We start from the raw sequence: 15,036 nt of genomic DNA on the forward strand, positions 1-15,036 counted from the left end.
GGGCGCAGTGCCCCCGTTAATTCCCCCTCTTGTGATCCCGCCTGCGGCAGAAATCCCTGCGCCGACCATACTTACTCCTGACGCTTTTTTCAGGGAGCACTCTCATGGTCTGGACTACGCACACCGTTTTTAACCAACCCAAGCCGCTGGGTAACAGCAACCTGTTTCTCTCCGATACGCCGCTGCGCGAAGCGCTGCAGCGCGAGCAAGGTGGTTGGGACGCCGAGGTATTGGCTTCGCTGGGCCAGCAGCTCGGCACGCAGGAGTCGCTGGAGCTGGGGCGGCTGGCCAACGCCAACCCGCCGGAGCTGCTGCGCTACGACGCCACCGGCCAGCGACTGGACGACGTCCGCTTTCACCCGGCCTGGCATATCCTGATGCAGGGGCTGATCGCCAACCGGGTGCACAACCTGCCCTGGCAGGAGGATGCGCGCATCGGTTCCTTCGTGGCGCGCGCCGCGCGCTTTATGCTGCATGCGCAGGTCGAGGCCGGCACGCTGTGCCCGGTGACCATGACCTTCGGCGCCACACCGCTGCTGCAGCAGGCGTTACCGGCCGAGTTTCGCTCCTGGCTGACGCCGCTGCTGTCGGATCGTTATGACGCTCACCTGCTGCCGGGCGGGCAAAAGCGCGGCCTGCTGATCGGCATGGGCATGACGGAGAAACAGGGCGGCTCCGATGTCTTGAGCAATACCACCACCGCCACGCCGCTCGGCGCGCGCGGGCCGGGCGAAGCCTACCGGCTGGTGGGGCACAAGTGGTTCTTCTCGGTGCCGCAGAGCGATGCGCACCTGGTGCTGGCGCAGGCCGAAGGCGGGCTGTCCTGCTTCTTCCTGCCGCGCATTTTGCCGGACGGCAGCCGCAACGCCATTCGCCTGGAACGGCTGAAAGACAAGCTGGGCAACCGCTCCAACGCCAGCAGCGAGGTGGAGTTTCAGGATGCCACCGCCTGGCTGCTGGGCGATGAGGGCGATGGCGTGCGGCATATCCTGAAAATGGGCGGCCTGACCCGTTTCGACTGTTCGCTGGGCAGCCATGGCCTGATGCGCCGCGGGCTGTCGGTGGCGCTGTATCATGCGCTGCAGCGGCAGGCATTTGGTAAGCTGTTGATCGAACAACCGCTGATGCGCCAGGTTCTGGCGCGCATGGCGCTGCGGCTGGAAGGGCATACCGCGTTGCTGTTCCGGCTGGCTCGCGCCTGGGAAAGTCGCAGCAATGAGGGCGAGCTGATCTACAGCCGCCTGCTGACGCCGGCGGCCAAATACAGCATCTGCCGCCAGGGCATGCCGTTCATCGCCGAGGCGATGGAGGTGCTGGGCGGCATCGGCTACTGCGAAGAGAGCGAGCTGCCGCGCCTGTACCGTGAAATGCCGGTGAACAGCATCTGGGAGGGCTCCGGCAACATCATGTGTCTGGACGTGTTGCGCAGTCTGCATAAACTGCCGGGCGCGCTCGAGATGTTGCAGTTCGAGCTGCAGCCGGTGCGCGGCCAGAATCGGTTGTTCGATCACGCCTGGCGGCAGTGGCAGCAGCGCGCCCGGCAACCGCGTGAAGAGATGGGGCGGCTGCTGACCCAGCAGCTGTTCGACCTGTGCTGCGCCGCGCAGCTGCTGCAGCATGCCAGCCCGCAGATCGCCGACGCCTGGTGCCACCTGACGCTGGATCATCGCGGCGAGAGCCTGCTGTCGGCCGAGGTGTGCGAACTGCTGCTGAACCGCGCCATCGGCGGTTAGGGAAAAGGGTGGCGCGCGGCGGCGAAAACCTTTTTAATTCAGCCTCACTCTGACAGGAAAATGCACATGGATATTCTCAGCGCGTTGGCGGCGTTCGCCTCTTACTTCTTCAGCGGTTTCGCCATGATTTTGGTGTTTCTGTTCGTCTATACCCGCATCACCCCGCACGACGAATGGGCGTTGATCAAGGCCGATAATCAATCCGCCGCCTTTGCTTTTATCGGCGCTTGCCTGGGGTATGTGATCCCGCTGGCCAGCGCGGCGATCAACTCGATCAGCCTGCTGGATTACCTGCTGTGGGGCGTAGTGGCGCTGGTGGTGCAACTGCTGCTGTTCGCGGCCGTGAAGATCTACATGCCGCGCATCAGCGAAAAGATCGAAGCGAATCACCTGGCCGCCGGGATTTTCCTGGGGGGCGTCTCCGTTAGCGGCGGCGTGTTGAATGCGGCGTGCATGAGCTACTAAAGGTATAAGATGGCCGAGGCGCGCCAGCCAAGCGGGTGCGCCTGCTCTTCCATCCGCAGGATGCGGTAATAACTGGCGCCGTGTCGGTCGGCGGTGCGGGCGATGGCCAGTTCCGCTTCCTGCGGCGAGCCGGGCAGATTGCTGAAGGTGATCTCGGCGATTTCACTGAGCGGCGTCACGCGATCGGCGGGCGCCAGCTCGGCGGACTGTGCGCCGGTGCTGAGCAACCCCATGGAAAGCAAGAGGGAGGTGAGTGCGGTGGAGCGTTTCATGGCGTTCCCCTTCGTCAGATCCTGAATCGCACCCGCAACATGCGGCATGCTGTCCCTCAGTGTGCAACACCCTGCTTCAGCCTGTGCAAAGCCAGTGTAAATCTGCTTAAAAAATCCCCGCCTTAGCGATACAGGATTGCCTGGGAATACCATTGGCCCGGCACGACGGTTTCGCTGTTCATGATGATCACATAATAACGGGCGCCGGCGGCGGTGGCCTTGCGCTGGATCTCCGCTTCCACGTCCATCGGGCTGCCGCGTACCACGGCGGTGACGGTGCCGATTTTCACCAGCTCGACGGTCTGCGCGCGGACGATCTCCTGCGCCTGTGCGGTGGGCGGCGGCGGCGGTTTCGGCGTGGTGGTCATGATGCCGCAGGCGGAAAGCTGTGCGGCCAGCGTCAGGGCGATAAGTGTGCGGACAAACGTCATGGGAACCTCGAAAGAGCCGGTGCGATGGCTTCAGTGTAACGCAATATAAGCTGGAACAGATTGAGCTAACGCTGGCTGGCGCAAGTTTGTCATGATGAATGCCAACAGGTGAGTTGAGGATGAACGGATGATCGAAATTCATGACGAGCGGGCGGGCGATATTGCGGTGATCCATGCGGTGCCGGCGGGGCAGTATCATCGGCCGCTGCCGACGGTGTTCTTCTGCCATGGCTATACCTCGTCGAAAGAGGTGTACGCCTACTTCGCCTATGCGCTGGCGCGCGCCGGTTTTCGGGCGGTGCTGCCGGATGCCGATCGGCACGGCGAGCGGTTCGACGGCGATGAGACGCGGCGCCTGGCGGCGTTCTGGGAGATCCTGCGCAGCAATATCGACGAGCTGCCGCAGATCAAGGCACATTTTGAGCGGCTTGGCCTGATTGCCGACGGACGCATCGGCGTTGCCGGCGCCTCAATGGGCGGCATGACCGCGCTTGGCGCCTTCGCGCGCTTCCCGTGGATCCGGGCGGCCGCCAGTCTGATGGGCTCCGGCTATTACCGTTCACTGGCGCAAACGCTGTATCCGCCGTTGGGCGAAGAGGGCGAGGTGCTCTCGCCGGCGGCGTTTGCCGCGCGCACCGCCGTGCTGGCGGAATATGAGCTGGAAGGGCGTTTGGAGACGATAGCCGGGCGGCCGTTGTTGCTGTGGCACGGCGAGACGGACGACGTGGTGCCGGCGGCGGACAGCCTGCGTTTGGCGGCCGAACTGCGGCGGCAAGGCGCGGATGGCCGTTTGACGTCGCTCGTCGAGCCGGGGGTGAAGCACCGCATCACGCCGTTGGCGTTGTCCGCCACGGCCGACTTTTTCCGCCGCGAGCTGTGATGCGCCGCCGGGCACGATGCATGGAATTGCAGCGCTCTGTGCCTGCTGTTTCGGCCATCGTTTGGCCGCCCGAAGGGGAGAATGTCAGCGTGAATTCTTTCTGGGGCAGCAAGGAGCAGGGCATGATAAAGGGTATCAGCAAGACGGCCGACGCCGATCGCAGTTTGATGGGAACGATGAAAGCGCGCGCCGAGCTTAACTCAGCGGCCTTCAGCGAGATGCTGGAGGCAGCCGACGGCAAGGTGCATCCGCTGTCGCGCATTACCGCGCATACGGTGCAAAACATGACGGCACTGTTCTCTTTCGCGCCGAAAGCGGCGGCCACTCACACTGCGGCGCCGGGAGCACTCTCGTTCGAACAGCGGGCGACCCTGGCGGAAAGTGCCGATCTGCTGCAAATGCGCACCCACTATCTGCGGATGGCGTTGCAGTTGCACAATCCGGGCAAGGCGCTCAACGCGCCGGCGTTGCTCAAGCTCTGATTGGCGGGGGAAGCGGAGCGCCCAACGGGCGGCGCTCCGGTGCGGACTGAACGGGCTTTCTGATGAAGCCTTGGGATTTCCCTGGCGTGGCGCGTCTCTTTAGCGGTACAGCTCGGCGCTGACGTGCATCGTGCTGTTGTCGCCCGGTTCGTGCAGGGCGATGATGCGATATGAGCTTGCGCCGCGTTGGTCGGCGATTTTACTGACCTGGCTGCTGGCGTCGTCCGGCGAAACCACATTCTGGTTCAGGGTGACGAAGCCGACGCTTTGGCGTTGATCGGCCTGGTGCGAGGTGATCTCCGTCGCGGCCATCACATTGGCGGAGAACAGGGCGGCCAGCGCCGTCGCGAGAATAATGCGTTTCATAGTGCCTCTCTTACTTTTTGCCGTTACGGCCTGACAGCGAGTGTCGCTGCGGCAAAAAGTCATTTATCTGCATTGAATAACCTGGGATCTTTTTCGTCGCGCTGTCTGCGGCGGATATGGTTAATTTTAGTCCGTTGCCGACGATTAAAAAGCGGGGTGTTTTGAAGGCATCTTTCAAAAAAAGTGAAATAGATTTGTGACTCAACGCTGATTTCATTGAAAGATTTTTGAAACTGATGGATCGGCGTACATAGGTTCACTCACGAGCAAATCGTGCTATTTCCCATAGCGCCTCGCATTAACGCGAATAAAACCCACGCAGTCCTTGAGTTTCCCGCCCTGCGTCAGTATGATTACGCGTCATTTTTCAGCCGCACACTAAACACGTTCCTTGCTTCCATGGGCCGCGGTTGACCCTGACAGGAGGCTGAATAATCCGTAAGGAGCAATTCGATGCGTCATTACGAAATCGTTTTTATGGTCCATCCTGACCAAAGCGAACAGGTTCCGGGCATGATCGAGCGTTACAGTGCTACCATCACTAACGCGCAAGGTCAGATTCACCGTCTGGAAGACTGGGGCCGCCGTCAGCTGGCTTATCCGATCAACAAACTGCACAAAGCTCACTACGTTCTGCTGAACGTTGAAGCGCCGCAGGAAGCGATCGATGAGCTGGAAACTAACTTCCGCTTCAACGACGCCGTTATCCGCAGCATGGTTATGCGCGTTAAGCACGCGGTAACCGAAGCATCTCCGATGGTTAAAGCGAAAGACGAACGTCGTGGCGATCGCCGCGAAGATTTCGCTAACGAAACCGCAGATGATGCAGATGCTGGGGATTCTGAAGAGTAATTGCCGCCGTGACGGCTAATCGTCTGGTTTTGTCGGGCACTGTGTGCAAGGCGCCGGTTCGAAAAGTGAGTCCTTCCGGGATACCGCACTGCCAATTTGTGCTAGAGCACCGTTCGCAGCAGACGGAAGCCGGATTCAGCAGACAAGCATGGTGCCGAATGCCCGTGGTTGTCAGCGGACAACAGTCACAAGCACTAACTCAAAGATTAACGGTCGGCAGTCAGATTACCGTGCAAGGCTTTGTAAGCTGCCATCAAGGGCGCAACGGGCTGAGCAAATTGGTTCTGCATGCCGAGCAGATTGAATTGATAGATTCTGGAGACTAGCCAAATGGCACGTTATTTCCGTCGTCGCAAGTTCTGCCGTTTCACCGCGGAAGGCGTTCAAGAGATTGACTATAAAGACATCGCTACGCTGAAAAACTACATCACCGAAAGTGGTAAAATTGTACCGAGCCGTATCACCGGTACTCGTGCAAAATATCAGCGCCAGCTGGCCCGTGCTATCAAGCGCGCGCGCTACCTGTCTTTGTTGCCGTACACTGATCGTCATCAGTAATCGGCCACTGTCCATTAACGACTTTGAGAGGATAAGGTAATGCAAGTTATTCTGCTTGATAAAGTAGCAAACCTGGGCAGCCTGGGTGATCAAGTTAACGTTAAAGCGGGCTACGCTCGTAACTTCCTGGTACCACAGGGCAAAGCTGTTCCTGCTACCAAGAAAAACGTTGAGTTCTTCGAAGCACGCCGTGCTGAACTGGAAGCCAAACTGGCTGACGTTCTGGCTGCTGCTGAAGCTCGCGCAACCAAGATCAACGAACTGGGTTCAGTCACCATCGCTTCCAAATCTGGCGACGAAGGTAAACTGTTCGGCTCTATCGGCACCCGCGACATCGCTGACGCAGTGACTGCGGCAGGCGTTGAAGTTGCCAAGAGCGAAGTTCGTCTGCCGAACGGCGTTCTGCGTACCACTGGCGAGCACGAAGTGCACTTCCAGGTACACAGCGACGTGTTCGCACAGCTGAATGTAGTTGTGGTTGCAGAAGCGTAATTTACGCTGCTGTTAACCGGTTAAAACGCCAGCCTCGCGCTGGCGTTTTGCTTTTCTGCGCCCGGCAAAACGCGCTACGCTTGAAGACGGAATGAAAAGGAGAGCGTGCGATGGCAACGATTACGCTACAGCGGGTTTACGATTTCAGCGCGCCGGCGCCGGAACACTGTTATCTGATAGACCGGCTATGGCCGCGCGGCATCAGCAAAGAGCGGTTGACGGGCGTGCAGTGGTTGAAACAGGTGGCGCCGGATGACGAGCTGCGCAAGTGGTTCCATCAGCATACCGACCAGTGGGAAGCCTTTGAGACGCGCTATCGCCAACAGCTGGCGGCCAACGACGCCTGGCAGCCGCTGGTGGCGCTGTTACGGCAGGGGCAAACGCTGACGTTGCTGTATGGCAGCAAAGATACCGAGCACAATCAGGGCGTGGTGCTGCGCGAGTTTCTGCTGGCGCAGCTGTAGAGATTAGCGTTCCCGGCGGTAGCTGCCGTCGGCCTGGCGGCGGAACAGCGCCTGGCTGTTGTCTGCCGTGGTGACCGACAGCGCGCTAATCACACCGTTGGCGTCGCGTTCGATGCGCACTTCCTGGCCGGCTTTCATGTTGCTCAGCGGCTTGTCGCCGCCTTCCACCTGTGCCATGGCGAACACTTCATTCACCGGCAGATTGTTGTCGCGAAACAGTTGGGCCAGGGTCTGGCCGGGCTGGATCTGATAACGCTGCCAGTTGCCTGCCGGCGTCGGTTCGTTGGCAGGCGTGGCGGCGCTACCGCCGTTTTGCAGCTCGGCCTGCAGCGGCACGCTGGTTTCCTGCTGAGAGACCGGGAACGGCTGTCTTTCGGGCGAGTAGGGCCATAGCAACGCCAGCAGCAGAATGATGCCGAAGATCAGCACCCAGCGGCGATGAAAGTAGGGCAGCGGTTCCATCCAATGGAAACCGTCCGGCAGATGCCAGACTTTAATCAGCAGCGCTTTGACCCGCTGCATTTTGTCGTTGGCCGACGGCGGCTCCGATGGCGGTTCCGCGCCTTCAGCCGTGGGTGCGGCGCCTGGTTTCAGGCGCTGGCTGATGTTCAGCCAGGTGCGCAGCAGCGGCTGGTAGATGCGGGTGGTTTTCCTTCTCCTGGGCGCGATTCTGCCCATGGTGACCTCTCTTCGACGGCGTAATAATCAGTGCGGCGCGGCAAACGCGTCGCCTGCCCGATATCCTGCTTTCAGTATAGTCCGCTAACTGATTGAAGTGAAAGGCGGCTGAGCGGCAGAGCCGGGGTTTGCGGCTGCGGGCGTTAACAGAAGGTTATTGTTTCTTTTTCTACGACAAAAGTCATCATTCTCCACACAAGATTTTACCCGGCATTGACGCGCTGTTATGCTGCGCTTTCGACTTTTTACAGACTTAAGGAAAACCCCATGACAACCCCTTCTTTTGACAGCGTTGAAGCGCAAGCAAGTTACGGGATTGGTTTACAGGTCGGCCAGCAGCTGCAAGAGTCCGGGCTGGAAGGTTTGCAACCGGAAGCTTTGCTGGCGGGTTTGCGTGACGCGCTGGAAGGGAATGCCCCGGCGGTTCCGGTAGACGTGGTGCACCGTGCGCTGCGTGAAATCCACGAGCGTGCGGACGCGGTGCGCCGCGAGCGCCAGCAGGCGATGGCGGTTGAAGGCCAGAAATTCCTGGACGACAACGCCAAGCGCGATGACGTGACGCTGACCGAGTCTGGCCTGCAGTTCTCCGTACTGGAGCAGGGCAACGGCCCAATTCCGTCCCGTCAGGATCGCGTGCGTGTGCACTACACCGGCCGTCTGATCAACGGCGACGTGTTCGACAGCTCGGTTGAACGCGGCCAGCCGGCAGAATTCCCGGTCAGCGGCGTGATCCCAGGCTGGATCGAAGCGCTGACCCTGATGCCGGTCGGCTCCAAATGGCAGCTGTATATCCCGCACAACCTGGCCTACGGCGAGCGTGGCGCAGGCGCGTCCATCCCGCCGTTCAGCGCGCTGGTGTTCGACGTCGAGCTGCTGGAAATCCTGTAATCCCACCGAGGATTGTTCTGGGCGCCTTCGTGGCGCCCTTATTTTATGCGCCGCGCAGACGGGCGATGAATGGCCGGGCGCGCCGGCCATAAACCGTGTTACTTACCGCTTAAATCGATGCGATAAACCGCGAAGCCGATGCTGTCGCTGCCTGCGGCGCTCATCGGATATTGGGCGTGCTCTTTGATAAACCTTGTCGCTTTGTCCGAAGGCGAGGTCTCGAAGCGGATATCCAGCGGCTGCTGGCTGCTGAAGTTCGCCAAACGCCAGTTGTTGTCCGCCTGCGGGCGCACCGCGCCATGCCGCTGGGTTTCGGCGCTGATGTAGGCCGCCAGCACCGAGCGGTTTTCATCCGGCGAAGCGAAGGCGATATGTTTATCGCCGGTGCCGGCAAATTTGCCGCCGTAGGCGCGGTAGTTGTTGGTGGCGACCAGGAAGGTGGCGTTCGGATCGATCGGCTTGCCGTTGAAGGTCAACTGCTTGATACGCTCCGCCTTGTCGTTGATCAGTTGGCATTCGCCGTCGTAGCGCGCCGGCTGACTGACGTCGATCTGGTAGTTGACGCCGTCGATCACGTCGAAGTTATAGGTACGGAAGCCGTCCCAGTTGATCAAGCCCTGCGGCTTGGCGCTGTTGACGTCGATCTGGTTGAACTGACCGGCGGAGCACTCCAGCCACTCTTTCACCTCTTTGCCGCTCGCCTTCACCACCACCAGCGTATTGGGGTAGAGATAGAGATCGGCGGCGTTGCGGAAGGTGAGCTGGCCTTTTTCCACTTCGACGAAGCTGGCGGGATCGTTCTTGCGGCCGCCGACCTTGAACGGGGCCGCCGCCGACAGCACCGGCAGATCGGCCAGGTCCGGGTCGCCCTGGATGTAATGTTCGACGTAGGCTTTCTGCGCATTGTTGACGATCTGCACCGTCGGGTCGTCCTGCACCAGCGCCAGGTAGCTGTACATGTTGCCGTCGGATTTACCGATCGGCTGGCTGACGAACTCGCGCGTGCCCTTGTGATCGTCCGCCAACACTTTCACCAGCGCGGCGTCTTCCGCCGCCAGCGATTTCTTGTTCTCTTTGTCGTAGATCGGCCGTGCTTCTGCGTTGGCGGCGGTCACTTTCCAGCTGCCGCCATCGTTGTTGAGCTGCAGGTCGACCACGCCGAGATGATCGCCCCATTGGCCCGGCATCACCGCCGGCACGCCGTTCAGCAGGCCTTTGTCGATATCCGCGCCTTTGATGTTGGCAAAGTCCTTGCTCGGGAACACCGCATGGGCGTGGCCGAACATGATGGCGTCGATGCCCGGCACCTGGCTGAGGTAATAGACCGAGTTTTCCGCCATCGCCTTGTAAGGCTCGCTGGACAGCCCGGAATGCGGGATCGCCACCACAAGATCGGCGCCCTCTTTACGCATCTGCGGCACGTAGCGCTTGGCGGTGGCGGTGATGTCGTCCACCGTCACTTTGCCCTGCAGGTTGGCCTTGTCCCACACCAGGATCTGTGGCGGCACGAAGCCGATGTAGCCGATGCGCAGCGTATGCGCCTTGCCGTCGCGATCTTTCACCGGCGTATCGACGATGATGTACGGCGTGAACAGCGGTTTTTGCGTTTTGGCGTCGATGACGTTGGCGTTGATATACGGGAATTTGGCGCCCGCGATAGCGTTCTTCAGGTAGTCCAGCCCATAGTTGAACTCATGGTTGCCGATGTTGCCGACGACGTAGTCCAGCGTGTTCATCGCCTTATAGACCGGGTGCACGTCGCCCGGTTTCAGCCCCTTGGCCGCCATGTAGTCGCCGAGCGGGCTGCCCTGAATGATGTCGCCGTTGTCCACCAACACCGCGTTGGCGGCCTGCTGGCGCGCCTGTTGGATCAGGCTGGCGGTGCGCACCAGGCCGAACTTGTCGGTCGGTGTGTCCTTGTAGTAATCGAAGTCCATCATGTTGCTGTGCAGATCGGTGGTTTCCAGCACGCGCAGATCGACGGTGGCCGCTTGCGCGGAGGCGCACACCAGCAGCGCAAGCGCGGACAGCGTCAGTGGATGCTTCATCATTTGGGATTCTCTCCATTCCATTATTCGAGTGTTATCGCAGAGGGAAATGTAATTAACATTGCTTGCCACAGTAAACTGTGAAGTGTGGCAGAAAATGGCGGCGGGTAACGCGGGGAAGTTCACAGTTGTGCCCAACAAGAAATGAGGAATTCCCGAGGCTTAGGCGGTTGAGATGGATATTCGGCGTAAAAAAAACTAGTCTGCTAGCAGAGACAGGGGGAAATTTCCCACGGAGATGCGGAGTTGAGGTGCATGATGTTAGAGCGAATTTGCCAACTGTCCCGCGAGGCGGGGGCGGCGATCATGGCGGTGTACGATGGTGAACAACCGCTTGATGTCGCACAGAAAAAAGATGATTCACCGGTGACGGCGGCCGATCTGGCGGCACACCATATCATCAAGCGCGGCCTGGCGGCGCTGACGCCGGAGGTGCCGCTGCTGTCGGAAGAGGATCCGCCGGCGTGGGAAGAGCGCCGCGGCTGGACGCGCTACTGGCTGGTCGATCCGTTGGACGGCACCAAAGAGTTTTTACATCGCAATGGCGAGTTCACGGTCAATATCGCCCTGATTGAAGATGGGCAGGCGGTGATGGGGGTGGTGTATGCCCCGGCGATCGACGTGTTGTATCTGGCGGAGCGCGGTAAGGCCTGGAAAGAAGAGAAGGGCGTGCGGCAGGCGATCGGCGTCAGCAACGCGCATCCGCCGCTGGTGGTGGTGAGCCGCTCGCATATCGATGACGAACTGAAAGATTATTTGCAGCAGTTGGGCGAGCACCAGACCGTGTCAGTCGGTTCCTCGCTGAAGTTCTGTCTGGTGGCGGAAGGCAAGGCGCAGCTCTATCCGCGCTTCGGGCCGACCAACATTTGGGATACCGCCGCAGGGCATGCGGTGGCGGTGGCCGCCGGGGCGCAAATTCACGATTGGCAGGGTAAGCCATTGCTCTATACCCCGCGTGAATCTTTCCTCAACCCCGGCTTCCGGGTGTCGCTGTTCTGAGTTAGTTCGCCAACAGCTGGTGCAGCTTGGACATCACCTGCTGCACCTCTTCCGGCGTCAGCGCGCCGTCTTTGGCGAACTGGATGCGCCCTTGCTTATCCAGCACCACGATGGCGGAGCCTTTCGGCTGCAGATCCCAGGCTTTGCGCACGTTGCCGTCGCTGTCGACGATAAACTGCGACCATGGGAACTCCTTCTTGCTGTCTTCAATGCTGCTGCGCACGAACATCGCGGTGCCCATCAGGGCATCGTCGGTGTTGACGATTGTCGTCGTTTGGTAACGATCGTGTGGTAGCTTCGCCTTCTTGATCGCTTCAATCAGTGGGTCGTTCATGTCTTTGGCGGAGCTGCGGCCGGCAATATGTTGTATCACTCGCACTTTTCCACTGAGCTGCGCGCTGTTCCAGTTCTGGTAGCTAAAATTACCGTCAGCGTAATTGAGCTCTCCTTTGTCGCTGACGCCGACCGGCGCCACGCGCTGCTGGAGCTGGAAGTTGTGCGCGGAAGCGAAAAGCGGGGCGAGCAGCAGGGATACCATCAGCATGCGACTTGTTTTCATGCTTTCTCCTTGTAATGGGGGGAATTTGTGCGACAGCACTTCGACAGCCTAAAGCATAGGATGTGATAAGAGGTCTGTCCTGTTAACCGGATCGCAGATTTTCCCTTGGTTCGCTAATCATCAGATTTTGAAGGGATATCCTGAAAACGTTATAAATTATCATATACAATTCTGTCAAAAAGTGTAAATCCAGCGTAGATATCCGGGCAGAAGTGAACGTTCTGGTCTTTACTGGGTCTACTACATGCAATCAAGTTGCGTTCTGAATTTCGAGGCTGCCACCTTTGGCGGCTCGCTGAGCGCATGGATCAACGGGAGGAGCGTAAAAGAATGAGAATCTTCCAGCGTTATAACCCTTTGAAAGTGGCAAAGTACGTTAAGACCCTGTTTCGCGGAAGGCTGTATATCAAGGACGTGGGCGCATTTGAATTCGACGAGGGGAAAATCCTGCCGCCGAAGATTCGCGACAAGCGCCATTTCAGCGTGATGTCTGAAGTGAACCGTCAGGTGCTGCTGTTGCAGACCGAGATGGGGTGAGCACCTCGCTGACAGCGGTAAAAAAAATGCGGCCCCGATGGGGCCGCTGATGTTTTTGTCTTACCGCCGTCAGGCCGCAGGCGTGTCGTCCGGCGCTTTCGGCAGCACCGCCGCGGGCTTGTCGCTCAGCCGGGTGACCAGCAGCTGGTCTATCTTGTAGCTGTCGATATCCACCACTTCGAACTTGTAGCCGGCGTATTTGACGAAGTCGGTGCGTTTCGGGATCTTGCGCAGCATATACATCATAAAGCCGCCGATGGTCTCGTAGTTGCCCGCCTGCGGGAACTCGTCGATGTCCAGCACGCGCATCACGTCGTCGATCGGCGTGCCGCCTTCAATCAGCCATGAACTTTCGTCGCGCGCCACGATCTGCTCTTCCTGGCCCTGGCCGACCAGATCGCCCATCAGCGTGGTCATCACGTCGTTAAGGGTGATGATGCCCACCACCAACGCATATTCATTGAGGATCACCGCGAAGTCTTCGCCGGCGGTTTTGAAGCTTTCCAGCGCTTCGGACAGCGTCAGCGTGTCCGGCACGATCAGCGCCGAGCGGATCTGCACGCCGCTGCTCAGCACCAGGCTTTGGTTGCCCAGCACGCGGTTCAGCAGGTCTTTGGAATCGACGTAGCCGACCACCTGATCGATATGGCCGTCGCACACCAGGAACTTGGAGTGCGGGTGAGTCGAGACTTTCTCCTTGATGCTCTCTTCGCTTTCGCGCAGATCGAAGTACACCACGCTTTCGCGCGAGGTCATCGAAGACGGCACGGTGCGCGATTCCAGTTCGAACACGTTTTCAATCAGCTCGTGCTCCTGTTTGCGCAGTACGCCCGCCAGGGCGCCGGCTTCCACCACCGCATAGATGTCATCGGAGGTGATGTCGTCTTTACGCACCATCGGCAGCTTGAACATACGGAAGATCAGGTTGGCCATGCCGTTGAAGAACCACACCAGCGGGCGGAAGATCATGATGGAGAAACGCATCGGGTTGATGATCCGGACGGCGACCGTCTCTGGTGCAATCATACCGATGCGCTTCGGGGTCAAATCGGCGAACAGGATAAACAGGCTGGTCACCAGCACGAAAGAGCAGATGAAGCTGACCTGTTCCGCCAATTCGGGCGACAGGAAACGATCGAACAACACCTTGAAAGTGGGCGAGAAAGCCGCGTCGCCGACGATACCGCCGAGGATGGCCACGGCGTTCAGGCCGATCTGCACCACGGTGAAAAAGATGCCAGGGGTTTCTTGCAGCTTGAGCACTCTGGCGGCGTTGACGTTACCTTCGTCAGCCATCAGCTTCAGTTTGATCTTGCGCGAGGCGGCCAGAGAGATTTCCGACAGTGAGAAGAACGCACTCACCGCGATCAGAAAAAGAATCAGTAAAATACTGTTTAACATAATCTATCCATACGTGCCGACGGGATGCCGGCGCTCTTGAGGAAGGGTAGTACATAGTAAAAAAAGCAGCGATAACAACCAGAAGGGAAGCTATCGGGCCGCAGAAGCGGCCCGCATAGTATAGCAGTTGCCCCACAGGGGCCGCCAGCGGTTAAAAAAGTGCCGCCGGCCGGCATCAAATCAGCCCTGCGGCGGCAGGCAAACGCCGATGCCGCCCAGCCCGCAGTAGCCTTCCGGGTTCTTGTACAGGTACTGTTGGTGATCGTCTTCCGCGTAATAGAACGGCAGAGCCGGTGCGATCTCGGTGGTGATGGCGCGCTTATCGCCCGCCGCATCCATCGCCTGCTGGAAGCGTTGCAGGCTGCTTTCCGCCTCGGCCTGCTGCTCTGGGCTCAGCGTATAAATCGCCGAGCGGTACTGCGTGCCGACGTCGCCGCCCTGGCGCATGCCCTGCGCCGGATCGTGATTTTCCCAGAACAGCTGCAGCAGCTGTTTGTAGCTGACGACGTGCGGATCGAACACCACGCGCACCACTTCGGCGTGGCCGGTCTGGCCGCTGCACACTTCGCGGTAGGTCGGGTTCGGCGTGTAGCCGCCGCTGTAGCCGGCGGCGGTGCTGTAGACGCCCGGCTGTTGCCAGAACAGGCGCTCAACGCCCCAGAAACAGCCCATGGCGAAAACTGCCACCTCCATGCCGGCCGGCACCTGAGTCATCGAGTGTTCGGTGACGACGTTGAGCGTTGCGACAGGCATTGGCGTGGTGCGGCCAGGCAGCGCGCTTGCCTTATCGACGGTTTGTGATTTATCAAAAAATGGCACCACGGTTGACTCCTGTTGTCACAGTAAGAATTGACCCTACATGGCGGCGGTTCGGTTGTATCTCACCGCGTCTTTGCCCACAATAAGCGGCAAGTTGGATTTTGTATAAGCT

Annotated in this window: 20 protein-coding genes; 12 read left to right on the plus strand and 8 right to left on the minus strand. The window is 59.5% G+C overall.

Annotated elements, in window-relative coordinates; translation table 11 throughout:
* Nucleotides 1-104 precede the first annotated feature (104 nt).
* Complete coding sequence (locus tag AC2CGQ_RS16755; protein ID WP_021504938.1) at nt 105-1,733, plus strand: isovaleryl-CoA dehydrogenase; 1,629 nt, start codon at nt 105-107, stop codon at nt 1,731-1,733.
* Between the two features lie 66 nt (nt 1,734-1,799).
* Entirely contained in the window at nt 1,800-2,198 is a 399-nt protein-coding gene (locus tag AC2CGQ_RS16760) for a DUF350 domain-containing protein (protein WP_016929354.1), read from the plus strand.
* Here the strand turns inward: AC2CGQ_RS16760 and AC2CGQ_RS16765 are convergent.
* Nucleotides 2,195-2,470 carry a YdgH/BhsA/McbA family protein gene (locus AC2CGQ_RS16765; RefSeq protein ID WP_031300149.1) on the minus strand — a complete coding sequence of 92 codons (276 nt, stop codon included), beginning with the start codon at nt 2,468-2,470 and terminating at the stop codon, nt 2,195-2,197. The genes AC2CGQ_RS16760 and AC2CGQ_RS16765 overlap by 4 nt on opposite strands.
* Nucleotides 2,471-2,592: 122 nt before the next feature.
* Nucleotides 2,593-2,901 (minus strand): biofilm peroxide resistance protein BsmA, encoded by a 309-nt coding sequence (gene bsmA, locus AC2CGQ_RS16770; RefSeq protein ID WP_021504936.1) that lies wholly within the window; start codon nt 2,899-2,901, stop codon nt 2,593-2,595.
* Between the two features lie 127 nt (nt 2,902-3,028).
* Between bsmA and yjfP the strand changes: the two genes are divergently transcribed.
* Both yjfP and AC2CGQ_RS16780 read left to right on the plus strand, forming a co-directional pair.
* Complete coding sequence (yjfP, locus tag AC2CGQ_RS16775) at nt 3,029-3,781, plus strand: esterase (protein WP_015376396.1); 753 nt, start codon at nt 3,029-3,031, stop codon at nt 3,779-3,781.
* A 122-nt stretch (nt 3,782-3,903) separates the two neighbouring features.
* Nucleotides 3,904-4,263 carry a hypothetical protein gene (locus tag AC2CGQ_RS16780; protein WP_033645683.1) on the plus strand — a complete coding sequence of 120 codons (360 nt, stop codon included), beginning with the start codon at nt 3,904-3,906 and terminating at the stop codon, nt 4,261-4,263.
* 99 nt (nt 4,264-4,362) lie between these two features.
* Here the strand turns inward: AC2CGQ_RS16780 and AC2CGQ_RS16785 are convergent, their stop codons facing one another.
* Nucleotides 4,363-4,629: a YdgH/BhsA/McbA family protein gene (locus tag AC2CGQ_RS16785; protein ID WP_004933636.1), complete on the minus strand. Its 267-nt coding sequence runs from the start codon at nt 4,627-4,629 to the stop codon at nt 4,363-4,365.
* Between the two features lie 453 nt (nt 4,630-5,082).
* Between AC2CGQ_RS16785 and rpsF the strand changes: the two genes are divergently transcribed.
* The 5 genes from rpsF to AC2CGQ_RS16810 all read left to right on the plus strand — a co-directional run bounded on the left by rpsF (nt 5,083) and on the right by AC2CGQ_RS16810 (nt 6,995).
* Nucleotides 5,083-5,481, plus strand: a complete 399-nt coding sequence (rpsF, locus tag AC2CGQ_RS16790; RefSeq protein ID WP_004933634.1) for a 30S ribosomal protein S6 — start codon at nt 5,083-5,085, stop codon at nt 5,479-5,481.
* Nucleotides 5,482-5,489: 8 nt separating this feature from the next.
* Nucleotides 5,490-5,807, plus strand: a complete 318-nt coding sequence (gene priB, locus AC2CGQ_RS16795; RefSeq protein ID WP_004933632.1) for a primosomal replication protein N — start codon at nt 5,490-5,492, stop codon at nt 5,805-5,807.
* Nucleotides 5,808-5,811: 4 nt separating this feature from the next.
* The gene (gene rpsR, locus AC2CGQ_RS16800) at nt 5,812-6,039 is read left to right on the plus strand and encodes a 30S ribosomal protein S18 (protein WP_000135199.1); all 228 of its coding nucleotides are present in this window, start codon (nt 5,812-5,814) and stop codon (nt 6,037-6,039) included.
* 39 nt (nt 6,040-6,078) lie between these two features.
* Nucleotides 6,079-6,531 carry a 50S ribosomal protein L9 gene (rplI, locus tag AC2CGQ_RS16805; protein WP_004933629.1) on the plus strand — a complete coding sequence of 151 codons (453 nt, stop codon included), beginning with the start codon at nt 6,079-6,081 and terminating at the stop codon, nt 6,529-6,531.
* A 110-nt stretch (nt 6,532-6,641) separates the two neighbouring features.
* Nucleotides 6,642-6,995, plus strand: coding sequence for a DUF488 domain-containing protein (locus AC2CGQ_RS16810; protein ID WP_015376398.1), 354 nt, complete (start codon nt 6,642-6,644; stop codon nt 6,993-6,995).
* A 3-nt stretch (nt 6,996-6,998) separates the two neighbouring features.
* Here AC2CGQ_RS16810 and AC2CGQ_RS16815 read toward each other — a convergent pair whose 3' ends face one another.
* On the minus strand, nt 6,999-7,673 hold the full coding sequence (locus tag AC2CGQ_RS16815) for an OapA family protein (protein WP_016929348.1): 675 nt from the start codon (nt 7,671-7,673) through the stop codon (nt 6,999-7,001).
* Nucleotides 7,674-7,940: 267 nt separating this feature from the next.
* Here AC2CGQ_RS16815 and bamJ point away from each other — a divergent pair, with 267 nt between their 5' ends.
* Complete coding sequence (gene bamJ, locus AC2CGQ_RS16820) at nt 7,941-8,561, plus strand: BamJ family beta-barrel-assembly machinery protein (RefSeq protein WP_004933618.1); 621 nt, start codon at nt 7,941-7,943, stop codon at nt 8,559-8,561.
* A gap of 98 nt (nt 8,562-8,659) precedes the next feature.
* Here bamJ and AC2CGQ_RS16825 read toward each other — a convergent pair whose 3' ends face one another.
* Nucleotides 8,660-10,612, minus strand: coding sequence for a bifunctional 2',3'-cyclic-nucleotide 2'-phosphodiesterase/3'-nucleotidase (locus AC2CGQ_RS16825; RefSeq protein ID WP_049278073.1), 1,953 nt, complete (start codon nt 10,610-10,612; stop codon nt 8,660-8,662).
* A 255-nt stretch (nt 10,613-10,867) separates the two neighbouring features.
* Between AC2CGQ_RS16825 and cysQ the strand changes: the two genes are divergently transcribed.
* The gene (gene cysQ, locus AC2CGQ_RS16830; protein WP_031300142.1) at nt 10,868-11,608 is read left to right on the plus strand and encodes a 3'(2'),5'-bisphosphate nucleotidase CysQ; all 741 of its coding nucleotides are present in this window, start codon (nt 10,868-10,870) and stop codon (nt 11,606-11,608) included.
* A 1-nt stretch (nt 11,609) separates the two neighbouring features.
* On the opposite strand, the gene AC2CGQ_RS16835 is transcribed toward cysQ, so the two are convergent.
* Nucleotides 11,610-12,167, minus strand: coding sequence for a YtfJ family protein (locus AC2CGQ_RS16835; RefSeq protein ID WP_025159587.1), 558 nt, complete (start codon nt 12,165-12,167; stop codon nt 11,610-11,612).
* Nucleotides 12,168-12,497: 330 nt separating this feature from the next.
* Here AC2CGQ_RS16835 and AC2CGQ_RS16840 point away from each other — a divergent pair, with 330 nt between their 5' ends.
* Entirely contained in the window at nt 12,498-12,704 is a 207-nt protein-coding gene (locus AC2CGQ_RS16840; protein WP_004933604.1) for a DUF1107 domain-containing protein, read from the plus strand.
* Between the two features lie 69 nt (nt 12,705-12,773).
* Here the strand turns inward: AC2CGQ_RS16840 and paeA are convergent, their stop codons facing one another.
* Both paeA and msrA read right to left on the minus strand, forming a co-directional pair.
* A complete protein-coding gene (paeA, locus tag AC2CGQ_RS16845; RefSeq protein WP_004933603.1) occupies nt 12,774-14,105 on the minus strand; it encodes a polyamine export protein PaeA in 1,332 nt (443 codons plus the stop codon).
* A 180-nt stretch (nt 14,106-14,285) separates the two neighbouring features.
* Complete coding sequence (gene msrA, locus AC2CGQ_RS16850; protein ID WP_174242172.1) at nt 14,286-14,927, minus strand: peptide-methionine (S)-S-oxide reductase MsrA; 642 nt, start codon at nt 14,925-14,927, stop codon at nt 14,286-14,288.
* Nucleotides 14,928-15,036: the final 109 nt, after the last annotated feature.

Source organism: Serratia sp. DFXYC6 (genome assembly GCF_057196085.1).

What these genes read in the sequence shown, in the direction of transcription:
- rpsR (WP_000135199.1), top strand. Translation starts at nt 5,812, where the DNA reads ATGGCACGTTATTTCCGTCGTCGCAAGTTCTGCCGTTTCACCGCGGAA.
- AC2CGQ_RS16780 (WP_033645683.1), top strand. Translation starts at nt 3,904, where the DNA reads ATGATAAAGGGTATCAGCAAGACGGCCGACGCCGATCGCAGTTTGATG.
- cysQ (WP_031300142.1), top strand. Translation starts at nt 10,868, where the DNA reads ATGTTAGAGCGAATTTGCCAACTGTCCCGCGAGGCGGGGGCGGCGATC.
- bamJ (WP_004933618.1), top strand. Translation starts at nt 7,941, where the DNA reads ATGACAACCCCTTCTTTTGACAGCGTTGAAGCGCAAGCAAGTTACGGG.
- AC2CGQ_RS16765 (WP_031300149.1), bottom strand. Translation starts at nt 2,470, where the DNA reads ATGAAACGCTCCACCGCACTCACCTCCCTCTTGCTTTCCATGGGGTTG.
- yjfP (WP_015376396.1), top strand. Translation starts at nt 3,029, where the DNA reads ATGATCGAAATTCATGACGAGCGGGCGGGCGATATTGCGGTGATCCAT.
- paeA (WP_004933603.1), bottom strand. Translation starts at nt 14,105, where the DNA reads ATGTTAAACAGTATTTTACTGATTCTTTTTCTGATCGCGGTGAGTGCG.
- AC2CGQ_RS16755 (WP_021504938.1), top strand. Translation starts at nt 105, where the DNA reads ATGGTCTGGACTACGCACACCGTTTTTAACCAACCCAAGCCGCTGGGT.
- AC2CGQ_RS16825 (WP_049278073.1), bottom strand. Translation starts at nt 10,612, where the DNA reads ATGATGAAGCATCCACTGACGCTGTCCGCGCTTGCGCTGCTGGTGTGC.
- AC2CGQ_RS16815 (WP_016929348.1), bottom strand. Translation starts at nt 7,673, where the DNA reads ATGGGCAGAATCGCGCCCAGGAGAAGGAAAACCACCCGCATCTACCAG.
- AC2CGQ_RS16840 (WP_004933604.1), top strand. Translation starts at nt 12,498, where the DNA reads ATGAGAATCTTCCAGCGTTATAACCCTTTGAAAGTGGCAAAGTACGTT.
- rplI (WP_004933629.1), top strand. Translation starts at nt 6,079, where the DNA reads ATGCAAGTTATTCTGCTTGATAAAGTAGCAAACCTGGGCAGCCTGGGT.
- AC2CGQ_RS16760 (WP_016929354.1), top strand. Translation starts at nt 1,800, where the DNA reads ATGGATATTCTCAGCGCGTTGGCGGCGTTCGCCTCTTACTTCTTCAGC.
- bsmA (WP_021504936.1), bottom strand. Translation starts at nt 2,901, where the DNA reads ATGACGTTTGTCCGCACACTTATCGCCCTGACGCTGGCCGCACAGCTT.
- AC2CGQ_RS16810 (WP_015376398.1), top strand. Translation starts at nt 6,642, where the DNA reads ATGGCAACGATTACGCTACAGCGGGTTTACGATTTCAGCGCGCCGGCG.
- AC2CGQ_RS16785 (WP_004933636.1), bottom strand. Translation starts at nt 4,629, where the DNA reads ATGAAACGCATTATTCTCGCGACGGCGCTGGCCGCCCTGTTCTCCGCC.
- AC2CGQ_RS16835 (WP_025159587.1), bottom strand. Translation starts at nt 12,167, where the DNA reads ATGAAAACAAGTCGCATGCTGATGGTATCCCTGCTGCTCGCCCCGCTT.
- rpsF (WP_004933634.1), top strand. Translation starts at nt 5,083, where the DNA reads ATGCGTCATTACGAAATCGTTTTTATGGTCCATCCTGACCAAAGCGAA.